Here is a 24,800-nt window from a genome sequence, read left to right as displayed (position 1 = left end):
GGAGACTGCGTAAATGGTGATTTTAGAAGCGAATAAAATTCGAAAAAGTTATGGAAACAAGCTGAATAAACAGGAAGTGCTGAAGGGCATCGATATTCACATTGAAAAGGGCGAATTCGTCAGTATTATGGGTGCTTCCGGGTCGGGAAAAACCACTTTGCTCAACGTTCTGTCCTCAATCGATCAGGTCAGTCACGGAACCATTCATATTAATGGAAATGACATGACGGCTATGAAGGAAAAGCAGCTGGCTGAATTTAGAAAACAGCATTTAGGCTTTATCTTTCAGGATTACAATTTGTTAGACACATTGACAGTGAAAGAGAATATCCTTCTGCCTTTATCGATCACGAAACTATCAAAAAAGGAAGCCAATCGCAAGTTTGAGGAAGTTGCCAAGGAACTGGGAATATATGAATTGCGGGATAAGTACCCGAATGAAATTTCCGGCGGCCAGAAGCAGAGAACATCCGCTGGAAGAGCGTTTATTCATGACCCGAGCATTATTTTCGCTGATGAACCGACCGGCGCGCTCGATTCGAAATCGGCCTCCGATCTATTAAATAAGCTGAGCCAGCTCAATCAAAAACGCAACGCGACGATTATTATGGTTACCCATGATCCCGTCGCTGCCAGCTACTGCGGCAGAGTCATTTTTATTAAGGACGGGCAAATGTATACACAGCTGAATAAAGGGGGCCAGGACAGGCAAACGTTTTTCCAGGATATTATGAAAACGCAAGGCGTGTTAGGCGGGGTGCAGCATGAACATTAATCAGCTCATCCTGCGAAATTTGAAAAAGAATCTCCGGAATTACTATTTGTATGTGTTTGCGCTCATCTTTAGCGTGGCGCTTTATTTCGCCTTTGTCACGCTGCAGTATGATCCAGCAATTAACGAAGTGAAGGCTTCAATCAAGGGAGCCGCGGCTATTAAAACCGCTTCGATTTTGCTTGTGGCTGTTGTGGCGATCTTCATTTTATATGCCAATACGATTTTTATTAAGAGACGGAGTAAAGAAATCGGGCTGTTTCAATTGATTGGAATGACGAAGCATAAAATTTTTCGCATCTTAAGTGCAGAAAATGTCATGCTGTATTTCGGTTCATTAGCGATCGGGGTAGCGGCCGGGTTTTCGATATCGAAGCTGGTCTTGATGATTCTGTTCAAAATTGTCGATGTCAAAGCGGATGCGAAACTGCATTTTTCTGAGCAGGCTTTGGTCCAAACGGTCATTGTGTTCTGCGGCATTTACCTTTTGATCATGATCATGAATTATACGTTTATCAAAAAACAGAGTATTTTATCTTTGTTTAAAGTAACGTCCTCCACTGAAGACAAAGTAAAGAAAATATCATTTTTCCAAATGCTGATCGGCGCTTTAGGCATCGTGTTGATTTTGACAGGATACTATGTGTCTTCTGAGCTGTTTGGCGGAAAATTTAAGACCATTAATGAACTGTTTGTTGCGATGAGCTTCATTCTGGGGAGCGTCATTATCGGGACGTTTTTGTTTTATAAAGGATCAGTTACGTTTATCTCGAATATCATTCGAAAAAGCAAGGGCGGCTACTTAAATATTTCTGAGGTTCTGTCACTGTCATCGATCATGTTCAGAATGAAATCGAATGCGCTGCTGCTGACGATTATTACAACCGTTTCAGCGCTCGCCATCGGGCTGTTATCTCTTGCTTACATCTCGTATTACTCGTCGGAAAAGACCGCTGAACAAAATGTAGCGGCTGATTTTTCATTCATGAATGAGAAAGATGCCAAGTTATTTGAAAACAGATTGAGGGAAAGCAACATCTCGTTTGTAAAAAAGGCAACACTTGTCCTGCAAGCAAATGTTGACATTGCAAATATTATGGATGGAACTCCGAAAGAGATGCAGGGCGATCCCGGCAATATGCAGCTTGCTGTTGTTAGCGACAAAGATGTAAAAGGAGTCGATGTGGCGGCTGGAGAAGCCGTTTTCTCAGGATACACCGACTTGCTGCAAAAAATAATGGTTTTCAAGGACTCTGGTGTTATTAAAGTAAAAAGCAAGCACGAGGCGCAGCCATTAAAATATAAAGGATTAAGAGAAGAGTTTCTTGTATCCTACACGTTTACAAGCGGGGGCATGCCCGCTGTCATTGTGGATGACAGCCTGTTTAAACAGCTGAACAAGGATAAGGACCCCCGCATTCAGCTGGCGCAATCTACATTTATCGGCGTCAATGTGAAACATGACGATCAAATGGAAAAAGCAAATGAGCTTTTTCAACAGGTGAACAAGAAAAACGAGCATTTATCAAGACTGGATACAAGCGCTGCGCAAAAATCACTGTTTGGTATGGTGATGTTCATCGTCGGCTTCTTAGGGTTAACGTTCCTTATTACATCAGGTTGTATCCTTTATTTTAAACAAATGGGTGAAAGTGAAGATGAAAAACCGAGCTATACGATTTTAAGAAAACTCGGCTTTACGCAGGGCGACCTAATAAAGGGAATACGCATCAAACAAATGTATAACTTCGGCATTCCGCTCGTTGTCGGGCTCTTCCACAGTTACTTTGCCGTCCAATCCGGCTGGTTCTTATTCGGATCAGAGGTATGGGCGCCCATGATTATGGTGATGGTGTTATATACTGCGCTCTACTCCATTTTTGGTTTTCTGTCAGTTCTTTCTTATAAGAAGGTCATTAAATCGTCGTTGTGAAACAGAAAAAGCTCCAGACATACTGGAGCTTTTTGTTTATCGTTTTGGCGCCCGATAACCGGCGGCTTCAGCTTCTTCAACTGAGCAAAACATTTCAGCCGGATCGGTTGTCCGGTCATAGTATGTACTGCCTGGCGTGTGGTAGATGCCGTTTTTGCTTCCTTTGATATTACAGCCTTCTGCTTTGTCAGCTGTTTTGGTTTCATCACTTTTACTCGTATTGTTTGAAGAACTTCCAGTGTCTTCATGAGAACTGGTAGTTTGGCTTTCCGTCTCTTTTAATTGATTTTCAAGCTTTGTTTTATCTTGTCGGAGTGTTTCATTTTCAGCCTTTGCCGTTTTTGCATCTTCTTTGAGCTGCTTTTGATTTTCTTGAAGCTCTTTAATCTCAGCTTTTAATGATTTCTGAGTCTTTTTTAGATCGCTATTTTCGTTTTTAAGCTTCTCAAGCTTGTCTTGATCTTCTTTGTTGTCTTTTAATTTTTTTGCTTCAGAGCTGACAGATTTATATTCTTTCTCAAGTTCTTCATGCTCTTTTGTGAGGTTTTTGTATTCGGCGTTTAGCGCTGAATATTTTTTCTCGGCATTTGCTGCGGAAGTGTCAGGTTCTGCCAATGCTGCTCCGGTAAAGAGCAGCACAAGGCCTCCAATGAAAAGCGGCCAAAAAAGTCTCTTGGAGAAACGTTTTTCCTTTTTCAGTACATATCTGACAAAGTGATATAATCCATAGCCCAGTGCAATGAGACATGCCAGAAAACCTAAGAATGCTAATGCCATTTCCATAATATGCCCCCTTTTTCTATTTATTTTACATTTTCCAAACAATATTTGTTAGATTTTTTCACGCTCATCAGTTGAAAAATGTGAGAGAGACAGATAGAATGAATGTGCTATGATAACTGGATTCGTACGGAGCCGTTTTAGGTTTCGTTTTTTTCATGAGCTTTTTTAGGTAAGAAAGGGGGATGAGTATGCCGCGTGCTCTTAAAATTTTAGTCATTGGAATGTTTATCAATGTGACGGGTGCTTCTTTTTTATGGCCGCTGAATACGATTTATATCCATAATCATTTAGGAAAGTCGTTAACGGTAGCCGGACTTGTCCTGATGCTGAACTCCGGCGCCAGTGTGGCTGGCAATTTATGCGGAGGTTTTTTGTTTGATAAAATCGGCGGTTTTAAATCGATTATGCTTGGGATAGCCATTACGTTAGCAAGCCTGATGGGCCTTGTCTTTTTTCATGATTGGCCGACCTATATTGTGCTGCTGACGATTGTGGGCTTTGGCTCCGGTGTAGTTTTTCCGGCCAGCTACGCAATGGCGGGATCGGTATGGCCTGAAGGGGGAAGGAAGGCATTTAATGCGATATATGTCGCGCAAAACGCGGGTGTGGCCGTCGGTTCAGCACTTGGCGGTGTCGTGGCATCTTTCTCGTTTTCATATGTATTTTTGGCAAATGCCGTATTGTATCTGATCTTTTTCTTTGTTGTATATTTCGGATTTCGAAATATTCAGACGGGCGATGCATCCCAACCATCCGTGCTTGATTACGATGCTGTGAACAGCAAAGCAAAATTTGCCGCATTGTTCATTTTAAGCGGAGGCTATGTACTCGGATGGCTGGCTTATTCTCAATGGTCAACCACAATTGCTTCGTACACACAAAGCATTGGAATATCTCTTTCCTTATATAGCGTGCTATGGACAGTTAACGGAATTCTCATTGTGCTCGGCCAGCCGCTCGTCAGTTTTGTGGTGAAAAAATGGGCCGAGTCGCTAAAAGCGCAAATGGTCATCGGCTTTATCATTTTTATTGTGTCTTTCAGCATGCTGCTGACTGCAAAGCAATTTCCGATGTTTCTCGCAGCGATGGTGATCCTGACGATCGGAGAAATGCTTGTTTGGCCTGCTGTGCCGACAATTGCCAATCAGCTTGCCCCTAAAGGGAAAGAAGGCTTTTATCAAGGCTTTGTCAACAGTGCGGCGACAGGCGGAAGAATGATTGGTCCCCTGTTCGGAGGAGTGCTTGTCGATCATTACGGCATTAAGGCCCTTGTTTTATCTCTGTTGGTATTGCTGCTGATCAGTATTGCCACAACGCTTCTATATGACAAACGGCTAAAATCAGTTAAAGAAACAAATAAGCAGGCATCAATCTCTTCATAATAAAAGATCCCGCTGGGTGAGCGGGATCTTTCAGCGTGTCGACAAACCCTCGCATTCGTTGTCAGGCCTGCGCTTCGGTGCTCACGAATTAGAACATTCGCTCCGCTCCTATGCTCGTCCTTCCTAGACTTCAAGGGTTTTCAATCACGCTGAAAAGATGACAAAATCCTAAAATGAAAACCATTTTAGGATTTTGTCAACAATCTGAAAGATCCCGCCGGATGAGCGGGATCTTTTTACATAATCGGAAGCACTTTAACGGCATCCTTTACATTTGAATATGTTTTCAGCGACGAAAAATTGGCATCCAATTTATTCATTTTCATGGCCAATTCAGGCTTAATGCCGGTAATGATTAACTCAGTTCCGGTCAATTTCAGCAAATGGCTCAGCTTGAAAATTTGGTCGGCCGTTTGTTCGTTCACTTGGGCCAATCCGGATAAATCAATGATCAAATAATCATCTTTGGATGTTGATAAGATATTCGTCAATGTGCAAACAATGGAATTAAATCGCTCCTCTGTCAGGTTTCCGACTAGCGGAAGAGCCGAAATGCCATTGCGAATCGGGACAATAGGAGTTGAAAGTGCAGTAATTTCCGTGAGGGAATCCTCGAGAAGCTTTTCATACTCTTTTTGCTTGGTGATGTCTTTCTGAATTCCGACAAAATACGTTTTATCCTCTATTTCCATTGGATCAATATTTAATTCATTCCAGAACATCGTTCCGTCTTTTTTGTAGTTTTGAATCTGAACGGTGACCGGTTCTTTATTTTGTAAAGCGGTTCTGATGTTGTCCACTTCTGCAGGATCTGTGTGTTTCCCCTGTAAGAAGCGGCAGTTCTTTCCTAAAATTTCCTCGGTTTCGTAGCCGGTCATTTGAACAAAGCCTTGATTTACGTAGACAATAGGATTATCTTCAAGTGCGGGATCTGTAATTACCACACCGACTCGCACGTGATCAAGCGCTTTTTTGATGACTTCCAGCTGTCCTGGTATCCCAAATGATTGAAAACTAGCCATATAAATCCCCCTTAGGCCGTCAGCTTGCTATGCGAAAGCCTGATATTCCCCTTTTTTAAAATGAATTCTACAGTAACCGTAGCACAACACATGTTCTGATTCAAGCAAGTGCAGTTTGTTGTTTGTCATTAGGGCTTGTCCTCGTATACACTAAAAATAAGAACAGAATTTGAACATATGAACGGAAAGGTTTTCTACATGCTAAATAGGTGACTAGGTCAATGTCACTGGGTGAAAAATGAATCCAATGCATCAAGCTTACCGATCATGTGTTCACATATAATGGAAGAAACAAGCTTTTTACAGATTTGCCGGTATGTAGATATCGAAAATCATCGGAATCGTTTAAGGGGGCTGGATGGCCTGAAGTCGCTTTACGAAATAAGGGCTTTAGGAAGGTGATGATGAAGATGCTGCATCAGGTACTCATTGCTTGTGTAATTGGAGGAATCATGGGGATTCTCGGTCATGTGAAAAAGAGAGGCAGGCTGGAGAAGCCCAGAATGACGAAGCGGTTTATCTACCTTGGATTTTTGGAAGATTGGTTTATCGGCATGACGGCTTCCATTTTACTTGTATTATCCGCTGACCCCGATTCAGGAATTCAACTTGTCATCTTATCCATTATCTCAGGCTACGGCGGTGAAGCTGTTCTCAGAAGTTTTGACTTTGTGAGAGAACTGAACAGCGGCGGCGAACCGGCCGAGTCCAAACGTCAAACCAAAACTCCACCCGAATAATTGTCCTCAATCTCCGCCCGTTCAGGGTACATTCCCATTGTATACAAACCTGCTTGCACTTATGAACAGAATTCTATAAAATACAGTTAGATTACGGTTGCGATAAGAACAATGAAGAGGAGCAGTAAGAAACAGATATTGTTGCAGAGAGTTGACGGCTGGTGAAAGTCAATCAAGTTTGTTTCCGAACTCACCTCAGAGTTGCAGCGGTGAAAAGCCGCTGACGCATAACTGCGTTAAAAGTATCAAGTGAGTGCGGCGTATGCCGCGCTAACGAGGGTGGTACCGCGGGAAAACGAAAGTCTCTCGTCCCTTTTTGGGATGAGGGAGTTTTTTTTAGTTTGGGAATATTCTGAATATAATCCTCTCCTTCCCGTCAATACTTGAACCATACACGCCGTATTCAATCAGAAGGAGGTTTTTACTTTGAGTTTTCAGCACAAAGAGATAGAAAAGAAATGGCAGACATATTGGCTTGAAAACAAAACATTTGCCACTCTTGATAATAATGAAAAACAAAAATTTTACGCGCTGGACATGTTTCCTTATCCGTCTGGAGCTGGGTTGCACGTCGGCCATCCTGAAGGATATACAGCTACGGATATTCTGTCCCGCATGAAGCGCATGCAGGGCTATGATGTCCTTCATCCAATGGGCTGGGACGCATTCGGCCTGCCAGCTGAACAGTACGCGCTTGACACAGGGAACGACCCCGCTGTGTTTACGAAGCAGAATATTGATAACTTCCGCCGCCAAATTCAAGCGCTTGGCTTCTCATATGACTGGGATCGCGAAATCAATACGACTGACCCTGAATACTATAAATGGACGCAATGGATTTTCTTAAAGCTATACGAAAAAGGCCTTGCTTACGTTGACGAAGTGCCTGTAAACTGGTGCCCTGCGCTCGGTACGGTTCTTGCCAACGAAGAAGTCATTGACGGCAAGAGCGAACGCGGCGGCCATCCGGTAGAGAGACGCCCAATGAAGCAGTGGATGCTGAAAATCACCGCTTATGCGGACAGGCTCCTTGAGGACTTGGAAGAGCTTGATTGGCCGGAAAGCATTAAAGATATGCAGCGCAACTGGATCGGCCGTTCGGAAGGCGCTCACGTTCATTTTGCTATAGATGGACATGATGATTCCTTTACGGTGTTTACAACAAGACCAGATACGCTGTTTGGCGCTACATACACTGTCCTTGCCCCGGAACACGCATTGGTGGAAGACATCACAACGGCAGAGCAAAAAGAAGCTGTTGAAGCTTATATCAAAGAAATTCAATCAAAGAGTGACCTAGAACGCACAGATCTTGCGAAAACAAAGACAGGCGTATTTACAGGAGCGTATGCGATCAATCCTGTAAACGGAGAAAAACTGCCGATTTGGATTGCGGATTATGTTCTTGCATCATACGGAACAGGTGCTGTCATGGCAGTTCCTGGACACGATGAGCGTGATTTTGAATTCGCCAAAACATTCGGCCTTCCGGTGAAGGAAGTCGTAAAAGGCGGGAACGTTGAGGAAGCAGCCTATACTGGCGACGGCGAGCACGTGAACTCTGATTTCCTGAACGGCCTTCACAAACAGGAAGCGATTGAGAAAGTGATCGCTTGGCTGGAAGAAACGAAAAACGGTGAGAAGAAAGTGACGTACCGTCTTCGTGACTGGCTCTTCAGCCGCCAGCGTTATTGGGGCGAGCCGATTCCGGTCATTCATTGGGAAGACGGAACGTCAACAGCTGTCCCTGAAGAGGAGCTGCCGCTGATTTTGCCGAAAACGGATGAAATCAAACCGAGCGGAACGGGCGAATCACCGCTTGCGAACATTAAAGAGTGGGTGGAAGTCACAGACCCTGAGACAGGGAAAAAAGGAAGAAGAGAAACGAATACAATGCCGCAATGGGCGGGAAGCTGCTGGTATTTCTTGCGCTATATTGATCCGCACAATCCGGATCAGCTGGCATCACCAGAAAAATTGGAAAAATGGCTTCCGGTCGATATGTATATCGGCGGTGCAGAGCATGCCGTGCTTCACCTTCTGTATGCCCGCTTCTGGCATAAGTTCCTTTATGATATCGGCGTAGTGCCGACGAAAGAACCGTTCCAAAAGCTGTACAACCAAGGAATGATTCTCGGCGAAAACAACGAAAAAATGAGTAAATCTAAAGGGAACGTTGTCAATCCTGACGAAATCGTGGCCTCTCACGGTGCTGATACGCTGAGATTGTACGAAATGTTCATGGGACCTCTTGATGCTTCAATCGCCTGGTCTGAATCAGGATTAGACGGTGCGCGCCGTTTCCTTGACCGTGTATGGCGCCTATTTGTTGAAGAAAACGGTGAGCTTAATGGCAAAATCGTTGAAGGCGCGGGTGAAACATTGGAGCGCGTCTATCATGAAACGGTCATGAAAGTCACAGACCATTATGAAGGCCTTCGTTTCAACACGGGTATTTCCCAGCTGATGGTCTTTATTAATGAAGCTTATAAAGCAACAGAACTGCCGAAAGAATATATGGAAGGCTTCGTGAAGCTTCTTTCTCCTGTCGCGCCACACTTAGCGGAAGAGCTATGGGAGAAGCTTGGCCATTCCGGCACAATTGCCTACGAAGCTTGGCCTGTATATGATGAAACAAAACTTGTGGATGATGAAGTTGAAATCGTTGTTCAGCTGAACGGAAAAGTAAAAGCGAAATTACAGGTTCCTGCCGATGCAACGAAAGAACAGCTGGAACAGCTTGCTCAAGCAGATGAAAAGGTCAAAGAGCAGCTTGAAGGCAAAACGATTCGGAAAATCATCGCGGTGCCTGGGAAGCTTGTCAATATTGTGGCAAACTAAGCCTAGAAAAAATCCCCTTTGCCAAAAGGGGATTTTTTTTCATCAGTCTCAGAATAGCAATCGTTCGGCTGACTTTGATATACTGAACATGATCACTGTGAATAGGAGTGTTTTCTTTGGAAATAAAAGAAATCAGCACAGCCGCTTTGAAAGAAAAAATTGAGGCGGACGAAGAATTATATTTAATTGATGTCAGAGAAGATGAAGAGGTAGCGGAAGGCATGATCCCGCAAGCCGTTCATATTCGCATGGGGGATATTCCTGAAAAAATGGAAACCCTTGATAAAGACAAAGAGTACGTATTTATCTGCCGCTCAGGAATGCGCAGCATGAACGTCTGCAAGTACCTGGATGAGCAAGGCTTTAAAACAGTCAATGTTGAAGGCGGCATGATGGCCTGGGAAGGCGAAACAAAACCAAAAAACTAGGGGAGAGCGGTCCCCTAGTTTTTATTTGTATTCCGGAAGCCAATCGCCGTGTGCTGCAAATAAATCGTCGCACATGGAGATGATGTCCTTCATGGAAAGCTCCGCGCTTGTATGCGGATCAAGCATTGCAGCTTGGTAAACCGCTTCTTTTTTCCGTGTGACAGCCGCTTCGATTGTCATCAGCTGTGTATTAATATTCGTCCGGTTTAAGGCGGCAAGCTGCTCAGGCAGTTCTCCGGCGAAGCACGGTGTAATTTTTTTTCTGTCGGCGACGCATGTCACTTCCACAACCGCTTTTGAAGGAAGGTTGGTGATCAGCCCTGTATTCAAGACGTTTCCTCCGAAGGTGAATGGTTCGTTTGTTTCCATTGCTTCTATAATTCTTGAACCATATTCCTTTGAGCGTTCGTGCGTAAGGTTTTTATTATTGACGATATCATCCCGCATTTTCTCCCAATTTTCAATTTGCTTGACGCACCTTCTCGGATATTCGTCGAGCGGGATTTGCAGCTCGCTGATCAGTTCAGGGTAATTCCGTTTAATAAAGTATGGGTGATACTCTGCGTTATGTTCGGACGATTCCGTGACATAATAGCCGAACTTATCCATTAATTCAAACCGCACCATATCATGATGCTTTGTTTTTTGTTTTTCTTTCGCTCTCCTTTTGATTTCTGGATATAAATCTGTGCCGTCTTTTTTGACTTCCAAAAGCCAAGCCATATGATTAATGCCCGCAATGCGTTCCTCAATTCCGTCATGCTCCATTCCGAGAGCTTTAAATAAATCCTTCGTGCACACTTGAACACTGTGGCAGAGCCCGATTGTTTTGATATTGGTATAGCGGAGCATGGCGCCTGTAAGAGTGGCCATTGGATTTGTATAGTTTAAGAACCATGCGTCAGGGCACATTTCCTCCATATCTTTTGCGATATCAAATAAGACCGGGATTGTTCTGAGAGATCTGAATATCCCGCCGATGCCGACTGTATCGGCGATCGTCTGGCGCAGCCCATACCGTTTAGGAATCTCGAAATCGATGACTGTGCTGGGTTTGTATCCTCCAACCTGAATCGCATTGATGACATAGCCTGCGTTTTGCAAGGCGAGTTTTCTGTCATCATAGCTGTTGATGGCCACACTTGGGTTATAACGGTCTCTTAGATTTTCGAGCATGAGCTGAGATTCCTGCAGGCGTTTGGAATCAATGTCGTAAAGAGCGAACTCAAATCCATTCAGTGCCTCTGTTAACAGGCAGTCTCCCAAAACATTTTTGGCGAAAATCGTGCTCCCTGCACCGATAAATGTAATCTTTTTCATATTGCTTCCTCCTTTAATGTTAACCCTTTACCGCTCCGGAAGACAGGCCGGCAATAAAGTATTTTTGCAGCGCCAAAAACAGAACAACCATCGGCAGCATTGCCATAAGTGCCGCTGCGGCAACTAAATGAAGGTTGTTTGCGTTTTCTCCAAAAAAACTTGCCATGGCTACTGTTAATGTCTGAACCTTTTGATCTTGTAAAAAGAAAATGGCAAATTGATAGTCGTTCCAAATAAAGACACAAGAAATAATACAGATGGTCGCAGTGATCGGCTTCAGCAGAGGAAACACAATCGTAAAAAAGATTTTCAGCATGCCTGCGCCGTCAATTCTTGCGGCTTCTTCAAGCTCTTTTGGAATGGTCGATCGGATAAAGCCTGAATATAAGAATACGGTTAACGGCATGTAAGCCGCTGTATTGATGAAAATGGCGATTGCGTGTGTATTGACCATTCCGGCGTCCACGACCATTCGGTACAAAGGAACCATGGACGTTAACGGAGGGATGATCATAATGGAAATCAGCAAGGCAAAAACGACTTTATTCAGTTTCGTTTCCCGCCGGGCAAGCGGGTAGGCGGCAAGTGAGCCGAATATAATTAATAACAAGGCAGAAAAACCTGTGATGATCATGGTGTTTATAAAAGAGTTTCCTAGCGAAGCGCGCTCCCACGCCTCTGAAAAATTATGAAAGGAGATGTCGGCTGGAAATATCCATTTCGAACTGTAGTCTCCTTTTGCTTTCAATGAAGTGGTCAGCAGGATATAAAAAGGAATAAAATGCGCACAGGCCACAATGGCTGCAAGAAGCGTAATGATCCGCATGCTTTTTGTACGGGCGGCTCTCATGACATTTCCGTCTCCTTTCTTTTAAAGTACGCAAGTGCGCAAAAGCTGATGATCAAAATGACAAAAGCCATAAATATGCCTTGCGTTGCGGCATAGCCGGCATCCTGCCGTTTGAAATACAAATCATACATAAACGTGGACATGGATTGTGACGCATTTCCGGGGCCGCCGGCGGTGAGTGCAATGATGACGTCAAACAGCTTTAAGCCTCCGATAATGTTGATGACCATATTAATGGTAATGGAGGGCATTAACAGCGGCAGCGTGATGGTAAAAAACTGCTGGCCTTGTTTCGCGCCATCCATTTGCGCCGCTTCATAGTAATCTCTTGGAATGCTTTGCAGACCGGCTAAGTAGACAACCATAGCGATCCCGACATATTGATAGGTGTTAATCATGACAATGATCCATGGATTGAGCGATGGACTGGCGAGCGCATTAATAGGGCTGATGCCGAAGACCCCGAGCAAATCGTTGAGCGCGCCTCCGTCATAGGAGAAGAAAAAGTACCAAATGTAGCCCATAATGAGCGGGCTGATCATCACCGGCAAATACACAATTGTTCTTGTTACCGCTTTCGTTTTAATGCTTTGATTTAAGAGCAGAGCGTACAGAAGCCCGACCACATTTTGAAAAAAAGTGCTGCCAAGCCCGTAAAGCAGAGTGTTTTTTAAGATGTGCCAAGTGTCAGGATCAGAAAACAGCCTTTCATATTGCGCGAATCCAACCCATTGGTAGACTTGTGAAAAGCCGTTCCAGTTTGTAAAGGTAATCAATGTGCCTTTCACAAACGGATAAATCATAAAGACCAGAACGGAGAGCAAAGCAGGAATGTACATCCACCAAAGTGAGGACTGCTTTTTTGGCTTAACCTGTTTCACATGAACGTCCCTTGCGATCTCACTCATTGTTTTCAGCTCCCTGTGTTTCCGATTGCTCCCGGAGTCGTTTATATTCTCTTCCCAGCTTCTGCGAAATGTCTTGAGGCGCCAAAATGTCAGCCGCCAGCTCCTGCCCGACCGTGCCCAGGACATCCCACATTCCGTTTGGCAAGTATAAACGGTCGAAGTAAGGCTCGACTTTGACATCTTGATAATGCTCATAATCGTTTGCGTAGAAAATATCAGCTTTCACATTGGTCAGCCCTGAAGGAAGCGATGTGGCTTCAGCCATTTGTTTGGCATTGGCCGGGCGGGCCATAAATGCGATAAAATCTTTTGCCTCTTTTAATTGAGGCGAATCTTTCCATGCTGCAAGGGTGTAGCGTTCACCGCCGATCCATATCGGGTCATCACCGGGATGGATGGCAGGAGTCGGGATAATGCCGACCTTGACGTTCGGGTTGATCTGGGCAACGTCTTGGCCGAGTGTGCCGCCTTGCATTGTAAAGGCGATTTTGTTTTGGGCCATTAATTCAATGAGCTGTGATTTTTTTGCCGTGACGGCGTCGATATTGATTAATTTTTCTTTCTGCATTTGTTTGAGGATTTCTGATAAATAAGTGAATTTACTCCATTGAAAAGTGCCGTTGATGAGCTGTTTTTTTTCATTATGGGCAGGGTCTGTGATGAGAAGAGGTGTAGCGAATTGGTCGTAATATTGAGCGAATGAGCTTTTGTCATATCCGGCAAACCAGAAGGGAACAATGCTTCCCTTGCTCTTTTCTTTAATCGTTCTCAGTGCTTTGATAAAGTCATCCATGGTTTCCGGCGGAGCAATGCCGTAACGGTCTAAAATATTGCGGTTATACGCCAGGCCGTCTTTTGCCTGATTGACCGGATAGGCATACACCTTTCCGCTTTTATTTTTGAGGATGCTGTTTAAATTAGGATCAAGATCTTGAGTCCATTCCATATCCCGGAGATCCGCTGTATATTCTCCGTACCTGATTTTCCCCCAGCCATGTGTATCGAATAGATCTGGCAAATCATTGGCCGCCATTCTGACACGCATTATATTTTCATAGTCATTGCCTGGGAAATGAAGGCTGACACGAATGTCACTGTGTTCCTTTTCGAATGTTGCTGCCAGTTTTCTGAACGTATCTCTTTCACTGTCGGTTGACATTGTAGAATAAATGGTTAACGTCTTTTTTGCGGTATCTGCTGAGCTTTTCTCTGCTGAACACCCGGGCAGAACAAGCAGAATAAGAGAGAGAAATAAAACAAAAGTGTGTTTCATCTTTTCCTCCTTATCATCGTGATGAATCTTTGCTTATGTCACCTCCTTTACTGTACATCCGCAGCTTTGTCTTACGATTAATGTTGTAGGCAGGGTGACATGGTGAGGAAGCGTTCGGCCATTGAGACGGTCAAGCAGCAGTTTTACGCCTGTCCGGCCCATTTCCTCTGTGTATACCTTCACCGTCGTTAAAGGCGTGCTGGCAAATTCAGCTTCCTCAATGCCGTTAAAGCTGACGATTGCGGTATCCCGCGGCACTTGCAGTCCGGCTTCCTGCAGCGCTTTTAATGCGCCGATCGCCATAGAATCGCTGGCAATAAAGAATGCTTCCGGCAGATGGCCTTGATCGATTGCTTTCTTCATCAGGCGATAGCCCTCACGCATGCTGTATTCTCCGATCAGCACATGCTCAGGCTGGGGGGCGGCTGACTCCAAAAAAGCGGTCAGGCGTTTATCTTCAATCGTTCTGCGAATGCTTTGGCCGTCCTTCAGCGTATGCTCTTTTTCTTGTCCGCCAATGTAGCCTAACCGTTTGTAGCCTAAGTCGAAAAGGTGATCAATCGCCTGGCGTGAAGCCGATTCAAAATCGATTCCAATCGAATCGTATGCTTGCGGATCTGGTGAATGATTGATAAATACAGCATGCTCCAGCCTTCCGCTGATATGCTTAACCGCTTCATCATGAACACGGCCGATGACAATGACACCATCCAATTCCCGAAAGATATGTTCCTGAAAGGAGCCGAGATGAATTGAATTTGTAATGAAAATTTCCTGTTCAAAGCATTCCTTTTCAATCCCTTTCCGAATGGAAGAAAAATAAGGGTCCTGCCTTTCCTGATCAGGGGACAGACAGCTCAGCACACCGATCAGCGGCTGGGCCCGCTGTTTTTGCCCGCGGGCTTTTCGGCGTTTGGCAACGGTTTGATAACCAAGCTCTTCAGCGATGTTGATGACTCTTTGTCTCGTTTCGCCCGCAACAGAAAGCGACTCATCTTCATTTAAAATTCTGGACACAGTTGCGCTGGAAACTTTAGCTTTCAAGGCGATATCTTTAATACGAACCATGGGTATCCCTCTCATCTATTTAGTAAAATATTAACTCATCTGTTTTTGATAAATTGATACTATCATATAAAAGTAAGCGGTTACAATAATTGTTTTCGAAATATTCCATAATATTTACTAAATATTTAGTAAATGATGTGATTTATGTTGGAAAAATAAAGGGGAACCCAGAATCTGTCTCGTAAATGTGAAGTAAGCGAATAAGGAAGGGTGATGGGATGAGAGCCGAAAGAAGAAAGCAACTGTTTCGATTGCTTGGTGATTTGCCTGATCGGAGGCCAATCAGTGTTGAGACATTACATATTGAAGAAAGAGAAGAAAATATCGTTGAAACGCTCCTGCTCGATTTAAATGGACATGAAAAGGTGCCCGCTTATTTTGTGAAGCCGAAGAAAACAGAAGGACCGTGCCCAGCCGTATTGTTTCAGCATTCGCATGGGGGCCAGTATGATAGGGGAAAAAGTGAGCTGATTGAGGGAGCGGATTATTTGAAAACGCCTTCTTTTTCTGATGAGCTTACTTCACTCGGATACGGCGTTCTTGCGATTGATCATTGGGGATTTGGAGATCGGCGGGGAAAAGCGGAAAGCGAGATATTTAAAGAAATGCTCCTCACCGGAAAAGTGATGTGGGGGATGATGATTTATGACAGTTTAAGTGCGTTAGACTATATGCAGTCACGCTCTGATGTTCAGCCTGACAGGATCGGAACCATCGGCATGTCTATGGGAGGTTTGCTGGCGTGGTGGACAGCGGCGCTCGATGACCGGATTAAGGTGTGTGTGGATTTGTGCAGCCAGGTGGATCATCACGTGCTGATCAAAACACAGAATCTTGACAGGCACGGCTTTTATTATTACGTCCCATCGCTTGCAAAGCATTTTTCCGCATCGGAGATCCAAAGCCTGATCGCGCCGCGCCCGCACCTTAGTCTTGTTGGTGTACACGATCGGTTAACGCCGGCCGAGGGCGTGGACAAAATCGAAAAAGAATTGACAGCTGTCTATGCTGGACAGGGAGCTGCTGATTGCTACCGAGTGGTCCGTTCTGCTTCGGGACATTTCGAAACAGCAGTTATGAGGCATGAAGCTGTCCGGTTTTTGCAAAAGTGGCTGTGACTGTAAAAAGAAATCGAAAAAGACCGTTTTGTGTGAAAACGGTCTTTTTGTTTCCTTTTAACCAACTGCCATAAATCGATCCTTTCTTCTATTGACAGAAACAGGAGAGAATAATATATTCTAATTGTTAACCTTTGAATATAATCGGTTAACAATTGAGGTGAGAAGCACTACACGTTCTTCAGTTATCAGTGAAAGGGCGAGAAATGATGCAAGAAGAAACTTTTTATAGTGTCAGAATGAGGGCTTCTATGAATGGATCTCATGAAGACGGCGGAAAGCATATATCCGGCGGAGAACGGCTTATTCCTTTCCATGAGATGAAGCATACAGTCAATGCTTTATTAGAAAAAGGGTTATCCCATTCAAGAGGAAAACCTGATTTTATGCAAATTCAATTTGAAGAGGTACATGAATCGATAAAAACCATTCAGCCATTGCCTGTGCATACGAATGAAGTGAGCTGCCCGGAAGAAGGACAAAAGCTTGCCCGATTGTTATTGGAAAAAGAAGGCGTTTCACGAGACGTGATTGAAAAAGCATATGAACAAATCCCTGAATGGTCAGATGTCAGGGGTGCGGTGTTGTTTGATATTCATACAGGCAAGCGAATGGATCAAACAAAAGAAAAAGGGGTGCGGGTCTCCAGAATGGATTGGCCGGACGCTAATTTTGAAAAATGGGCGCTTCACAGTCACGTGCCGGCTCATTCAAGAATAAAAGAGGCCCTTGCGCTCGCTTCAAAGGTAAGCTGGCACCCGGCAGCCGTTGCAGAATTATGCTGGTCGGACGATCCGGATTACATAACAGGCTATGTTGCGGGTAAGAAAATGGGCTATCAGCGTATTACAGCAATGAAAGAATACGGGACTGAAGAGGGCTGCCGAGTCTTTTTTATTGATGGATCAATTGATATAAACACGTACATACATGATCTGGAGAAGCAGCCTATTTTAATAGAGTGGGAGGAAGATCATGACTCATGATTTGATAGAAAAAAGTAAAAAGTACCTCTGGCTGCCATTTACCCAAATGAAAGATTATGATGAAAACCCCTTAATCATCGAAAGCGGGACTGGAATCAAAGTCAAAGACATAAACGGCAAGGAATACTATGACGGTTTTTCATCGGTTTGGCTTAATGTCCACGGACACCGCAAAAAAGAACTAGATGACGCCATAAAAAAACAGCTCGGAAAAATTGCGCACTCCACGTTATTGGGCATGACCAATGTTCCAGCAACCCAGCTTGCCGAGACATTAATCGATATCAGCCCAAAAAAGCTCACGCGGGTCTTTTATTCAGACAGCGGCGCAGAAGCGATGGAAATAGCCCTAAAAATGGCGTTTCAGTATTGGAAGAACATCGGGAAGCCCGAGAAACAAAAATTCATCGCAATGAAAAACGGGTATCACGGTGATACGATTGGCGCCGTCAGTGTCGGTTCAATTGAGCTTTTTCACCACGTATACGGCCCGTTGATGTTCGAGAGTTACAAGGCTCCGATTCCTTATGTGTATCGCTCTGAAAGCGGTGATCCTGATGAGTGCCGTGATCAGTGCCTCCGAGAGCTTGAACAGCTGCTTAAGGAACATCACGAGGAAATTGCCGCGCTTTCCATTGAATCAATAGTACAAGGCGCGTCCGGTATGATCGTGATGCCGGAAGGATATTTGGCAGGGGTGCGCGAGCTATGTACAACATACGATGTCTTAATGATCGTTGATGAAGTCGCTACAGGCTTTGGCCGTACAGGAAAAATGTTTGCGTGCGAGCACGAGAATGTCCAGCCTGATCTGATGGCTGCCGGTAAAGGCATTACAGGAGGCTATTTGCCAATTGCCGTTACGTTTGCCACTGAAGACATCTATAAGGCATTCTATGATGATTATGAAAACCTAAAAACCTTTTTCCATGGCCATTCCTATACAGGCAATCAGCTTGGCTGTGCGGTTGCGCTTGAAAATCTGGCATTATTTGAATCTGAAAACATTGTGGAACAAGTAGCGGAAAAAAGTAAAAAGCTCCATTTTCTTCTTCAAGATCTGCACGCTCTTCCTCATGTTGGGGATATTCGGCAGCTTGGCTTTATGTGCGGTGCAGAGCTTGTACGATCAAAGGAAACTAAAGAACCTTACCCGGCTGATCGGCGGATTGGATACAAAGTTTCCTTAAAAATGAGAGAGTTAGGAATGCTGACAAGGCCGCTTGGGGACGTGATTGCATTTCTTCCTCCTCTTGCCAGCACAGCTGAAGAGCTCTCGGAAATGGTTGCCATTATGAAACAAGCGATCCACGAGGTTACGAGCCTTGAAGATTGATTCCTGGTTAAACGAGCGGTTAGACATAGTAAAGGAAGCCGGCGTACACCGTAATCTGCGGTCAATGAATGGGGCACCGGTTCCAGAGAGGAACATTGATGGCGAAAATCAAACGGTCTGGTCCTCAAACAATTATTTAGGGCTCGCAAGCGATAGACGTTTGATCGATGCAGCCCAAACAGCATTGCAGCAATTTGGGACAGGAAGCAGCGGTTCACGTTTAACGACAGGCAATTCGGTCTGGCATGAAAAGCTAGAAAAGAAGATTGCCAGCTTTAAGCGGACAGAAGCGGCCCTGCTGTTTTCGAGCGGTTACTTGGCCAATGTCGGTGTCCTTTCATCCTTGCCAGAAAAGGAAGATGTCATTTTAAGTGACCAGCTCAATCATGCAAGTATTATCGACGGCTGCCGACTTTCTAAGGCTGATACAGTTGTTTATCGGCATATTGATATGAATGATCTTGAAAACAAGCTGAATGAAACACAGCGTTATCAGCGCCGTTTTATCGTAACAGACGGGGTATTCAGCATGGATGGCACAATCGCCCCTCTTGATCAGATCATCTCACTTGCGCAACGCTATCATGCCTTCGTGGTCGTTGATGACGCCCATGCAACAGGAGTTTTGGGTAATTCGGGACGAGGAACGAGTGAGTACTTTGGTGTTTGTCCTGACATTGTGATCGGCACCTTAAGCAAGGCTGTTGGTGCGGAAGGAGGTTTTGCGGCAGGATCAGCGGTCTTCATCGACTTTTTGCTGAACCATGCCAGAACATTTATCTTTCAAACCGCTATTCCGCCAGCCAGCTGTGCGGCTGCTCATAAGGCTTTCAACATCATTGAAGCCAGCAGGGAAAAACGACAGCTTTTATTTTCTTATATCAGCATGATCAGAACCAGTTTGAAGAATATGGGTTATGTCGTGAAAGGAGATCACACGCCGATTATTCCTGTCGTCATTGGCGATGCCCATAAAACGGTCATATTTGCTGAAAAACTGCAGGGCAAGGGAATTTATGCTCCTGCCATTCGGCCGCCGACCGTTGCGCCGGGTGAAAGCCGTATTCGAATTACAATCACGTCTGACCACAGTATGGGTGATATTGATCATTTGCTGCAAACATTTCATTCAATCGGAAAGGAGCTGCATATCATTTGAGGGGTTTTTTTGTGACGGGAACTGATACAGAAGTAGGGAAAACGGTTATATCCAGCGGTCTTGCTGGCTTATTGAAAGAACATAATAGAGATGTCGGTGTGTATAAACCATTTTTAAGCGGGATATCGCGTCATCATCCAGATAGTGATACTAGTCTGCTGAAAGACATGTCGCAGACCAGTCTCTCCCATGAAGACATTACGCCTTTTGCCTTCAAGGCGCCGCTTGCACCATACGTTGCAGGGAAACTTGAGGGAAAGACTGTCACCATGGAAGAGGTTTTAAGCCGTTGGGGGCGGATTAGAGAAAAACATGAATGCTTCATCGTAGAAGGTGCAGGCGGTATTTCTGTGCCATTGGGAGAGGACTATTTGGTCAGTCATGTCATAAAAGCGTTGCAGCTTCCCATGATTATTGTGGCGCGTCCTCGCCTTGGAACCATTAATCATACCTTTTTAACTGTCAAATATGCTGAAAACATGGGGCTTCCAATCGCCGGAATTATCATCAATGGAATCAGTGACTCTCCTGATGAAGATGAAAAAACCAATCCTGAGATGATTGAGCGCTTATGCGGTGTGCCGATTTTAGGGGTTACGCCAAAGCTTGCCAACGTGACGAAAGAAACGGTTCTACATATGGTAAAAGACCATATCAATCTATCATTACTGATGAATCAAGTGGGGGTATGAGAATGAATCAATGGATGGAACTCGCAGACCGGGTGCTGGCTGGAGCAGAAGTGACTGACGAAGAGGCGCTTTCAATATTACATTGTCCTGATGAAGATATTTTGCTATTAATGCATGGAGCTTTTCATATCAGAAAACACTTTTATGGAAAAAAAGTAAAGCTCAATATGATTATGAATGCGAAATCCGGGCTCTGCCCGGAAAACTGCGGCTATTGTTCACAGTCTGCGATTTCGAAAGCGCCGATTGAGTCTTACCGGATGGTGAATAAGGAAACACTGCTTGAAGGCGCGAAGCGGGCGCACGATTTGAATATCGGCACATATTGTATCGTGGCAAGCGGCAGAGGGCCGTCTAACAGAGAAGTGGATCAGGTCGTAGATGCGGTTCAGGAAATTAAAGAGACGTATGGACTGAAAGTTTGTGCGTGTCTCGGACTGTTGAAACCAGAGCAGGCGAAGCGGCTCAAAAATGCCGGAGTAGACCGCTATAATCATAATTTGAATACGTCACAGAGAAACCATTCAAACATCACGACCTCACATACATACGATGACAGAGTCAATACGGTTGAAATCGCAAAAGAATCGGGGCTGTCTCCGTGTTCAGGCGCCATTATCGGGATGAAGGAGACGAAACAGGATGTCATTGACATCGCCAAAAGCTTGAAGGCTCTTGACGCGGATTCCATTCCGGTGAATTTTTTGCATGCAATTGATGGCACGCCGTTAGAAGGCGTCAACGAATTAAACCCGCTGTATTGTTTAAAAGTGCTGGCGCTGTTCCGTTTTATCAATCCATCAAAAGAAATTCGCATTTCCGGAGGAAGAGAGGTCAATCTCCGCTCATTGCAGCCATTAGGGCTTTACGCCGCAAACTCCATTTTTGTCGGAGACTACTTAACAACTGCCGGGCAAGAGGAGACGGAGGATCATAAAATGCTGAGTGATTTAGGCTTTGAAGTTGAATCAGTCGAAGAAATGAAGGCCAGTTTAAGTGCGAAAAGCTGAAAGAATCAATAAAAGCAATCGGTATGATGTCGATTGCTTTTATTTTTGAACAGAAAGGAGAAAATCACGTGACAATTGCATCGTCAACTGCATCTTCTGAGTTTTTGAAAAACCCATATTCTTTTTACGACACATTGCGAGCTGTTCATCCTATCTATAAAGGGAGTTTCTTAAAATACCCGGGCTGGTATGTCACAGGATATGAAGAAACGGCTGCTATTTTGAAAGATGCGAGATTCAAAGTCCGCACCCCGCTGCCTGAGAGCTCAACCAAATATCAGGACCTTTCACATGTGCAAAATCAAATGATGCTGTTTCAGAACCAGCCTGATCATAGACGATTGCGGACGCTTGCCAGCGGAGCGTTTACGCCGAGAACGACAGAGAGTTATCAGCCGTATATCATTGAAACTGTCCATCAATTGCTTGATCAAGTGCAAGGTGAAAAAAAGATGGAGGTCATTTCGGACTTTGCTTTTCCTTTAGCAAGCTTTGTCATAGCTAACATTATAGGTGTACCGGAGGAAGATAGGGAGCAATTAAAGGAGTGGGCTGCGAGTCTCATTCAAACGATTGATTTTACCCGGTCAAGAAAGGCATTAACAGAGGGCAATCATATGGCTGTGCAGGCTATGGCATATTTCAAAGAGCTGATTCAAAAGCGAAAACGCCACCCTCAACAGGATATGATCAGCATGCTCTTGAAGGGGAGAGAAAAGGATAAGCTGACGGAAGAGGAGGCGGCATCTACGTGCATATTGCTGGCGATCGCCGGACATGAGACAACGGTCAATCTCATCAGCAATTCAGTCCTTTGTCTGCTGCAGCATCCAGAACAGATTTTGAAACTGAGAGAAAATCCAGATCTTATTGGTACCGCAGTCGAGGAATGTTTACGCTATGAAAGCCCCACGCAAATGACAGCCAGAGTTGCGTCAGAGGATATTGACATCTGCGGGGTGACGATCCGTCAAGGAGAGCAAGTCTATCTTTTGTTAGGAGCGGCTAATCGAGACCCTAGCATATTCACGAACCCCGATGTCTTCGATATTACGAGAAGTCCTAATCCGCACCTTTCATTCGGGCATGGCTATCATGTTTGTTTAGGGTCCTCGCTGGCGCGATTAGAAGCGCAAATTGCGATTAACACTCTTCTGCAGCGAATGCCCAGCCTTAAGCTCGCGGATTTTGAATGGCGGTATCGGCCGCTTTTTGGATTTCGGGCGCTTGAGGAGCTGCCGGTGACCTTTGAATAAGCCTAAGAATGTGATTGCCAAAAAAGTGTCAGCCCCGCCGAAAATGGGCAATCTATAAAAAAGGGGAGTGAACATCGTGAAAAAAGTGCTGATCGCCGGCGGAAATGGTGTGATTGGGAGACTGCTTGCTGAAGGGCTTATTTCAGACTATGAAGTGACAGTGCTTGATAAAGATCATTTCGATGGCAAAGCCTCTTTTATTCAGGCTGACGCGGCAAATTATGAGGAGCTGTTGAAGAAGATTCCAAAAGATACCGATGCCATCTTGAATTTACTCGCTGTTAAAATCAAATACGATATTATGGACATCGCTGAGTTTGAAAAAATGACGGATGTTTTCTATAGGGCAAGCTATTATCTGTGCCGTGCGGCAGCGGAGCTCGGCATTCAAAAGCTCGTGTTCGCCAGCAGCAATCATGTCACAGATGTATATGAAAAAGACGGGCGCTCGCTCTTAGGACGGGAAATCACAACAAGCGATTATCCGCTGTCAAAAAACTTGTACGGTGTATTAAAGCTGACCTCTGAACAGATCGGCCATTTGTTTTGTTTGGAAAATAAGCTATCAGTAATCAACCTTCGAATCGGAACAGTCGTGACAGATGAAATGGATACGCTGCATGAAAAAGAACGGACGAAAAAGACACTGCTTTCTCACCCCGATCTGCTGTCGATTTTCAAAGCCGCCATTGAGACCAACATCCGGTACGGCACTTATTACGCCGTCTCTGATAATCCGGGCCGGCCATGGTCCATTGAATCTGCCGTGAATGAACTTGGGTTTTCGCCACAAATCAATACGGCCGAACTTCTGAACGGGGAGGAGAATGGAGCATAATCATTTTCTAAGATTATGCTCTTTTTCTTTTGTTATCGGTCTCAATTCGCGGCAGCCCCCGCCCGGCCGGGGACTCTGTTCAAATGATTATAGACATGGCAATCACAGATTTGCTACATTTTAGACACGATATCGTCACATGCTGAGCTCGGTTTTCAAAATATGATAACGCTTACAAAGAGAGGTGGGAGCTATCGCACATTCACTGAAAAACCGTCTGTTTGATATGTTGATTTATAGTTTCTTGCTGATGTTCGCTTTAATATGCGTACTTCCGTTCATTCATGTCATCGCAGCATCCTTTGCCACAGTAGAAGAAGTCGTGTCGAAAAAATTTATTTTAATACCGACCACTTTTTCGCTAGATGCTTATCGCTACATTTTTTCAACAGATATTATTTATAAGAGTTTGCTTGTTTCTGTGTTTGTGACAGTGATAGGCACTGCGGTCAGCATGTTTCTTTCTTCACTGATGGCTTACGGGTTATCCCGCCGTGATTTAATCGGCCGGCAGCCGCTCATGTTTCTCGTCGTATTTACGATGCTGTTTAGCGGCGGCATGATTCCGACTTTCCTTGTGGTCAAATCGCTTGGATTGCTCGATTCTTACTGGGCGCTTATTTTGCCGACAGCCATTAATGCCTTTAACCTGATTATTCTGAAAAACTTCTTTCAAAATATCCCGTCTAGCCTGGAAGAGTCCGCGAAAATTGACGGGTGCAATGATCTGGGCATATTCTTTAAAATTGTGCTGCCGCTGTCTCTTCCTGCGATCGCAACGATTTCACTATTTTATGCGGTCACGTATTGGAACACGTATATGACAGCGATCTTGTACTTAAATGATTCAGCAAAATGGCCGATTCAGGTGCTTCTGCGCCAAATCGTCATTGTATCAAGCGGTATGCAGGGGGATATGTCTGAAATGGGGTCGGGCAGCCCGCCGCCTGAGCAAACCATTAAAATGGCGGTCATAGTGGTGGCGACCATCCCGGTTCTGCTTGTCTATCCGTTTATACAAAAGCATTTTGCAAAAGGAGCTTTGCTGGGATCTGTCAAAGGATAAAGAAATATGAAACGGAGGG

At 44.7% G+C, this 24,800-nt stretch carries 22 protein-coding genes and 1 other annotated feature; of the genes, 15 read left to right on the top strand and 7 right to left on the bottom strand.

Annotated elements, in window-relative coordinates:
* Positions 1-13: 13 nt before the first annotated feature.
* Complete coding sequence (bceA, locus tag bslm_RS14735; protein WP_003229137.1) at positions 14-775, top strand: bacitracin ABC transporter ATP-binding protein BceA; 762 nt, start codon at positions 14-16, stop codon at positions 773-775.
* A complete protein-coding gene (bceB, locus tag bslm_RS14730; protein WP_046381285.1) occupies positions 765-2,705 on the top strand; it encodes a bacitracin ABC transporter permease BceB in 1,941 nt (646 codons plus the stop codon). Before bceA ends, bceB begins: the two co-directional genes overlap by 11 nt.
* 36 nt (positions 2,706-2,741) lie before the next feature.
* Here the strand turns inward: bceB and bslm_RS14725 are convergent, their stop codons facing one another.
* Entirely contained in the window at positions 2,742-3,488 is a 747-nt protein-coding gene (locus bslm_RS14725) for an LMBR1 domain-containing protein (protein ID WP_046381284.1), read from the bottom strand.
* Between the two features lie 188 nt (positions 3,489-3,676).
* Here bslm_RS14725 and bslm_RS14720 point away from each other — a divergent pair, with 188 nt between their 5' ends.
* A complete protein-coding gene (locus tag bslm_RS14720) occupies positions 3,677-4,870 on the top strand; it encodes an MDR family MFS transporter (protein ID WP_046381283.1) in 1,194 nt (397 codons plus the stop codon).
* A 236-nt stretch (positions 4,871-5,106) separates the two neighbouring features.
* On the opposite strand, the gene bslm_RS14715 is transcribed toward bslm_RS14720, so the two are convergent.
* Entirely contained in the window at positions 5,107-5,892 is a 786-nt protein-coding gene (locus bslm_RS14715; protein WP_033884846.1) for a YtvA family blue-light photoreceptor, read from the bottom strand.
* A gap of 404 nt (positions 5,893-6,296) precedes the next feature.
* Here bslm_RS14715 and bslm_RS14710 point away from each other — a divergent pair, with 404 nt between their 5' ends.
* The 3 genes from bslm_RS14710 (at position 6,297) to bslm_RS14700 (ending at position 9,901) form a co-directional block, all read left to right on the top strand.
* The gene (locus tag bslm_RS14710) at positions 6,297-6,632 is read left to right on the top strand and encodes a DUF4257 domain-containing protein (RefSeq protein ID WP_003246114.1); all 336 of its coding nucleotides are present in this window, start codon (positions 6,297-6,299) and stop codon (positions 6,630-6,632) included.
* Positions 6,633-6,734: 102 nt separating this feature from the next.
* Positions 6,735-6,949, top strand: a binding site (T-box leader).
* A 109-nt stretch (positions 6,950-7,058) separates the two neighbouring features.
* A complete protein-coding gene (gene leuS, locus bslm_RS14705; RefSeq protein WP_046381282.1) occupies positions 7,059-9,473 on the top strand; it encodes a leucine--tRNA ligase in 2,415 nt (804 codons plus the stop codon).
* 116 nt (positions 9,474-9,589) lie between these two features.
* Complete coding sequence (locus tag bslm_RS14700; protein ID WP_004398993.1) at positions 9,590-9,901, top strand: rhodanese-like domain-containing protein; 312 nt, start codon at positions 9,590-9,592, stop codon at positions 9,899-9,901.
* Between the two features lie 21 nt (positions 9,902-9,922).
* Here the strand turns inward: bslm_RS14700 and melA are convergent, their stop codons facing one another.
* The 5 genes from melA to bslm_RS14675 are packed head-to-tail and all read right to left on the bottom strand — an operon-like array spanning position 9,923 to position 15,320.
* Positions 9,923-11,221 (bottom strand): alpha-galactosidase MelA, encoded by a 1,299-nt coding sequence (melA, locus tag bslm_RS14695; protein ID WP_046381281.1) that lies wholly within the window; start codon positions 11,219-11,221, stop codon positions 9,923-9,925.
* A gap of 19 nt (positions 11,222-11,240) precedes the next feature.
* Positions 11,241-12,071 (bottom strand): carbohydrate ABC transporter permease, encoded by an 831-nt coding sequence (locus tag bslm_RS14690; RefSeq protein WP_046381280.1) that lies wholly within the window; start codon positions 12,069-12,071, stop codon positions 11,241-11,243.
* Positions 12,068-12,979, bottom strand: coding sequence for a carbohydrate ABC transporter permease (locus bslm_RS14685; protein ID WP_029318280.1), 912 nt, complete (start codon positions 12,977-12,979; stop codon positions 12,068-12,070). The genes bslm_RS14690 and bslm_RS14685 overlap by 4 nt, the downstream gene beginning before the upstream one ends.
* A complete protein-coding gene (locus tag bslm_RS14680; protein ID WP_046381279.1) occupies positions 12,972-14,252 on the bottom strand; it encodes an ABC transporter substrate-binding protein in 1,281 nt (426 codons plus the stop codon). Before bslm_RS14680 ends, bslm_RS14685 begins: the two co-directional genes overlap by 8 nt.
* Before the next feature lie 33 nt (positions 14,253-14,285).
* Complete coding sequence (locus bslm_RS14675; RefSeq protein ID WP_038427849.1) at positions 14,286-15,320, bottom strand: LacI family DNA-binding transcriptional regulator; 1,035 nt, start codon at positions 15,318-15,320, stop codon at positions 14,286-14,288.
* A gap of 218 nt (positions 15,321-15,538) precedes the next feature.
* On the opposite strand from bslm_RS14675, the gene bslm_RS14670 reads away from it, so the two are divergent.
* The 9 genes from bslm_RS14670 to bslm_RS14630 all read left to right on the top strand — a co-directional run bounded on the left by bslm_RS14670 (position 15,539) and on the right by bslm_RS14630 (position 24,781).
* Complete coding sequence (locus bslm_RS14670) at positions 15,539-16,438, top strand: dienelactone hydrolase family protein (RefSeq protein ID WP_038427848.1); 900 nt, start codon at positions 15,539-15,541, stop codon at positions 16,436-16,438.
* 209 nt (positions 16,439-16,647) lie between these two features.
* The gene (gene bioW, locus bslm_RS14665; protein ID WP_046381278.1) at positions 16,648-17,424 is read left to right on the top strand and encodes a 6-carboxyhexanoate--CoA ligase; all 777 of its coding nucleotides are present in this window, start codon (positions 16,648-16,650) and stop codon (positions 17,422-17,424) included.
* Positions 17,414-18,760 (top strand): adenosylmethionine--8-amino-7-oxononanoate transaminase, encoded by a 1,347-nt coding sequence (gene bioA, locus bslm_RS14660; protein WP_046381277.1) that lies wholly within the window; start codon positions 17,414-17,416, stop codon positions 18,758-18,760. Before bioW ends, bioA begins: the two co-directional genes overlap by 11 nt.
* A complete protein-coding gene (bioF, locus tag bslm_RS14655) occupies positions 18,750-19,919 on the top strand; it encodes an 8-amino-7-oxononanoate synthase (RefSeq protein ID WP_029318274.1) in 1,170 nt (389 codons plus the stop codon). The genes bioA and bioF overlap by 11 nt, the downstream gene beginning before the upstream one ends.
* Positions 19,916-20,611, top strand: coding sequence for a dethiobiotin synthase (bioD, locus tag bslm_RS14650; RefSeq protein WP_046381276.1), 696 nt, complete (start codon positions 19,916-19,918; stop codon positions 20,609-20,611). Before bioF ends, bioD begins: the two co-directional genes overlap by 4 nt.
* 2 nt (positions 20,612-20,613) lie before the next feature.
* On the top strand, positions 20,614-21,621 hold the full coding sequence (gene bioB / locus bslm_RS14645; RefSeq protein ID WP_046381275.1) for a biotin synthase BioB: 1,008 nt from the start codon (positions 20,614-20,616) through the stop codon (positions 21,619-21,621).
* A 68-nt stretch (positions 21,622-21,689) separates the two neighbouring features.
* On the top strand, positions 21,690-22,877 hold the full coding sequence (bioI, locus tag bslm_RS14640; protein ID WP_080481040.1) for a biotin biosynthesis cytochrome P450: 1,188 nt from the start codon (positions 21,690-21,692) through the stop codon (positions 22,875-22,877).
* 76 nt (positions 22,878-22,953) lie between these two features.
* Positions 22,954-23,715, top strand: coding sequence for an NAD-dependent epimerase/dehydratase family protein (locus bslm_RS14635; protein WP_046381273.1), 762 nt, complete (start codon positions 22,954-22,956; stop codon positions 23,713-23,715).
* A 205-nt stretch (positions 23,716-23,920) separates the two neighbouring features.
* On the top strand, positions 23,921-24,781 hold the full coding sequence (locus bslm_RS14630) for a carbohydrate ABC transporter permease (protein WP_080481041.1): 861 nt from the start codon (positions 23,921-23,923) through the stop codon (positions 24,779-24,781).
* The last annotated feature ends 19 nt before the right edge of the window (positions 24,782-24,800 follow it).

Source organism: Bacillus sp. LM 4-2 (assembly GCF_000978495.1).
Classification (GTDB): Bacteria; Bacillota; Bacilli; order Bacillales; family Bacillaceae; genus Bacillus; species Bacillus subtilis.
Note: the sequence above shows the minus strand (reverse complement) of the source record. Positions and strands in the feature narration are given on the sequence as shown.

Excerpts from the sequence above, each read along its gene's own strand:
- melA (WP_046381281.1), bottom strand. The coding sequence starts at position 11,221 with ATGAAAAAGATTACATTTATCGGTGCAGGGAGCACGATTTTCGCCAAA.
- bslm_RS14720 (WP_046381283.1), top strand. The coding sequence starts at position 3,677 with ATGCCGCGTGCTCTTAAAATTTTAGTCATTGGAATGTTTATCAATGTG.
- bioB (WP_046381275.1), top strand. The coding sequence starts at position 20,614 with ATGAATCAATGGATGGAACTCGCAGACCGGGTGCTGGCTGGAGCAGAA.
- bslm_RS14670 (WP_038427848.1), top strand. The coding sequence starts at position 15,539 with ATGAGAGCCGAAAGAAGAAAGCAACTGTTTCGATTGCTTGGTGATTTG.
- bceA (WP_003229137.1), top strand. The coding sequence starts at position 14 with ATGGTGATTTTAGAAGCGAATAAAATTCGAAAAAGTTATGGAAACAAG.
- bslm_RS14680 (WP_046381279.1), bottom strand. The coding sequence starts at position 14,252 with ATGAAACACACTTTTGTTTTATTTCTCTCTCTTATTCTGCTTGTTCTG.
- bslm_RS14685 (WP_029318280.1), bottom strand. The coding sequence starts at position 12,979 with ATGAGTGAGATCGCAAGGGACGTTCATGTGAAACAGGTTAAGCCAAAA.
- bioW (WP_046381278.1), top strand. The coding sequence starts at position 16,648 with ATGCAAGAAGAAACTTTTTATAGTGTCAGAATGAGGGCTTCTATGAAT.
- bslm_RS14675 (WP_038427849.1), bottom strand. The coding sequence starts at position 15,320 with ATGGTTCGTATTAAAGATATCGCCTTGAAAGCTAAAGTTTCCAGCGCA.
- bslm_RS14725 (WP_046381284.1), bottom strand. The coding sequence starts at position 3,488 with ATGGAAATGGCATTAGCATTCTTAGGTTTTCTGGCATGTCTCATTGCA.
- bslm_RS14710 (WP_003246114.1), top strand. The coding sequence starts at position 6,297 with ATGAAGATGCTGCATCAGGTACTCATTGCTTGTGTAATTGGAGGAATC.
- bioA (WP_046381277.1), top strand. The coding sequence starts at position 17,414 with ATGACTCATGATTTGATAGAAAAAAGTAAAAAGTACCTCTGGCTGCCA.
- bceB (WP_046381285.1), top strand. The coding sequence starts at position 765 with ATGAACATTAATCAGCTCATCCTGCGAAATTTGAAAAAGAATCTCCGG.
- bslm_RS14715 (WP_033884846.1), bottom strand. The coding sequence starts at position 5,892 with ATGGCTAGTTTTCAATCATTTGGGATACCAGGACAGCTGGAAGTCATC.
- bslm_RS14690 (WP_046381280.1), bottom strand. The coding sequence starts at position 12,071 with ATGAGAGCCGCCCGTACAAAAAGCATGCGGATCATTACGCTTCTTGCA.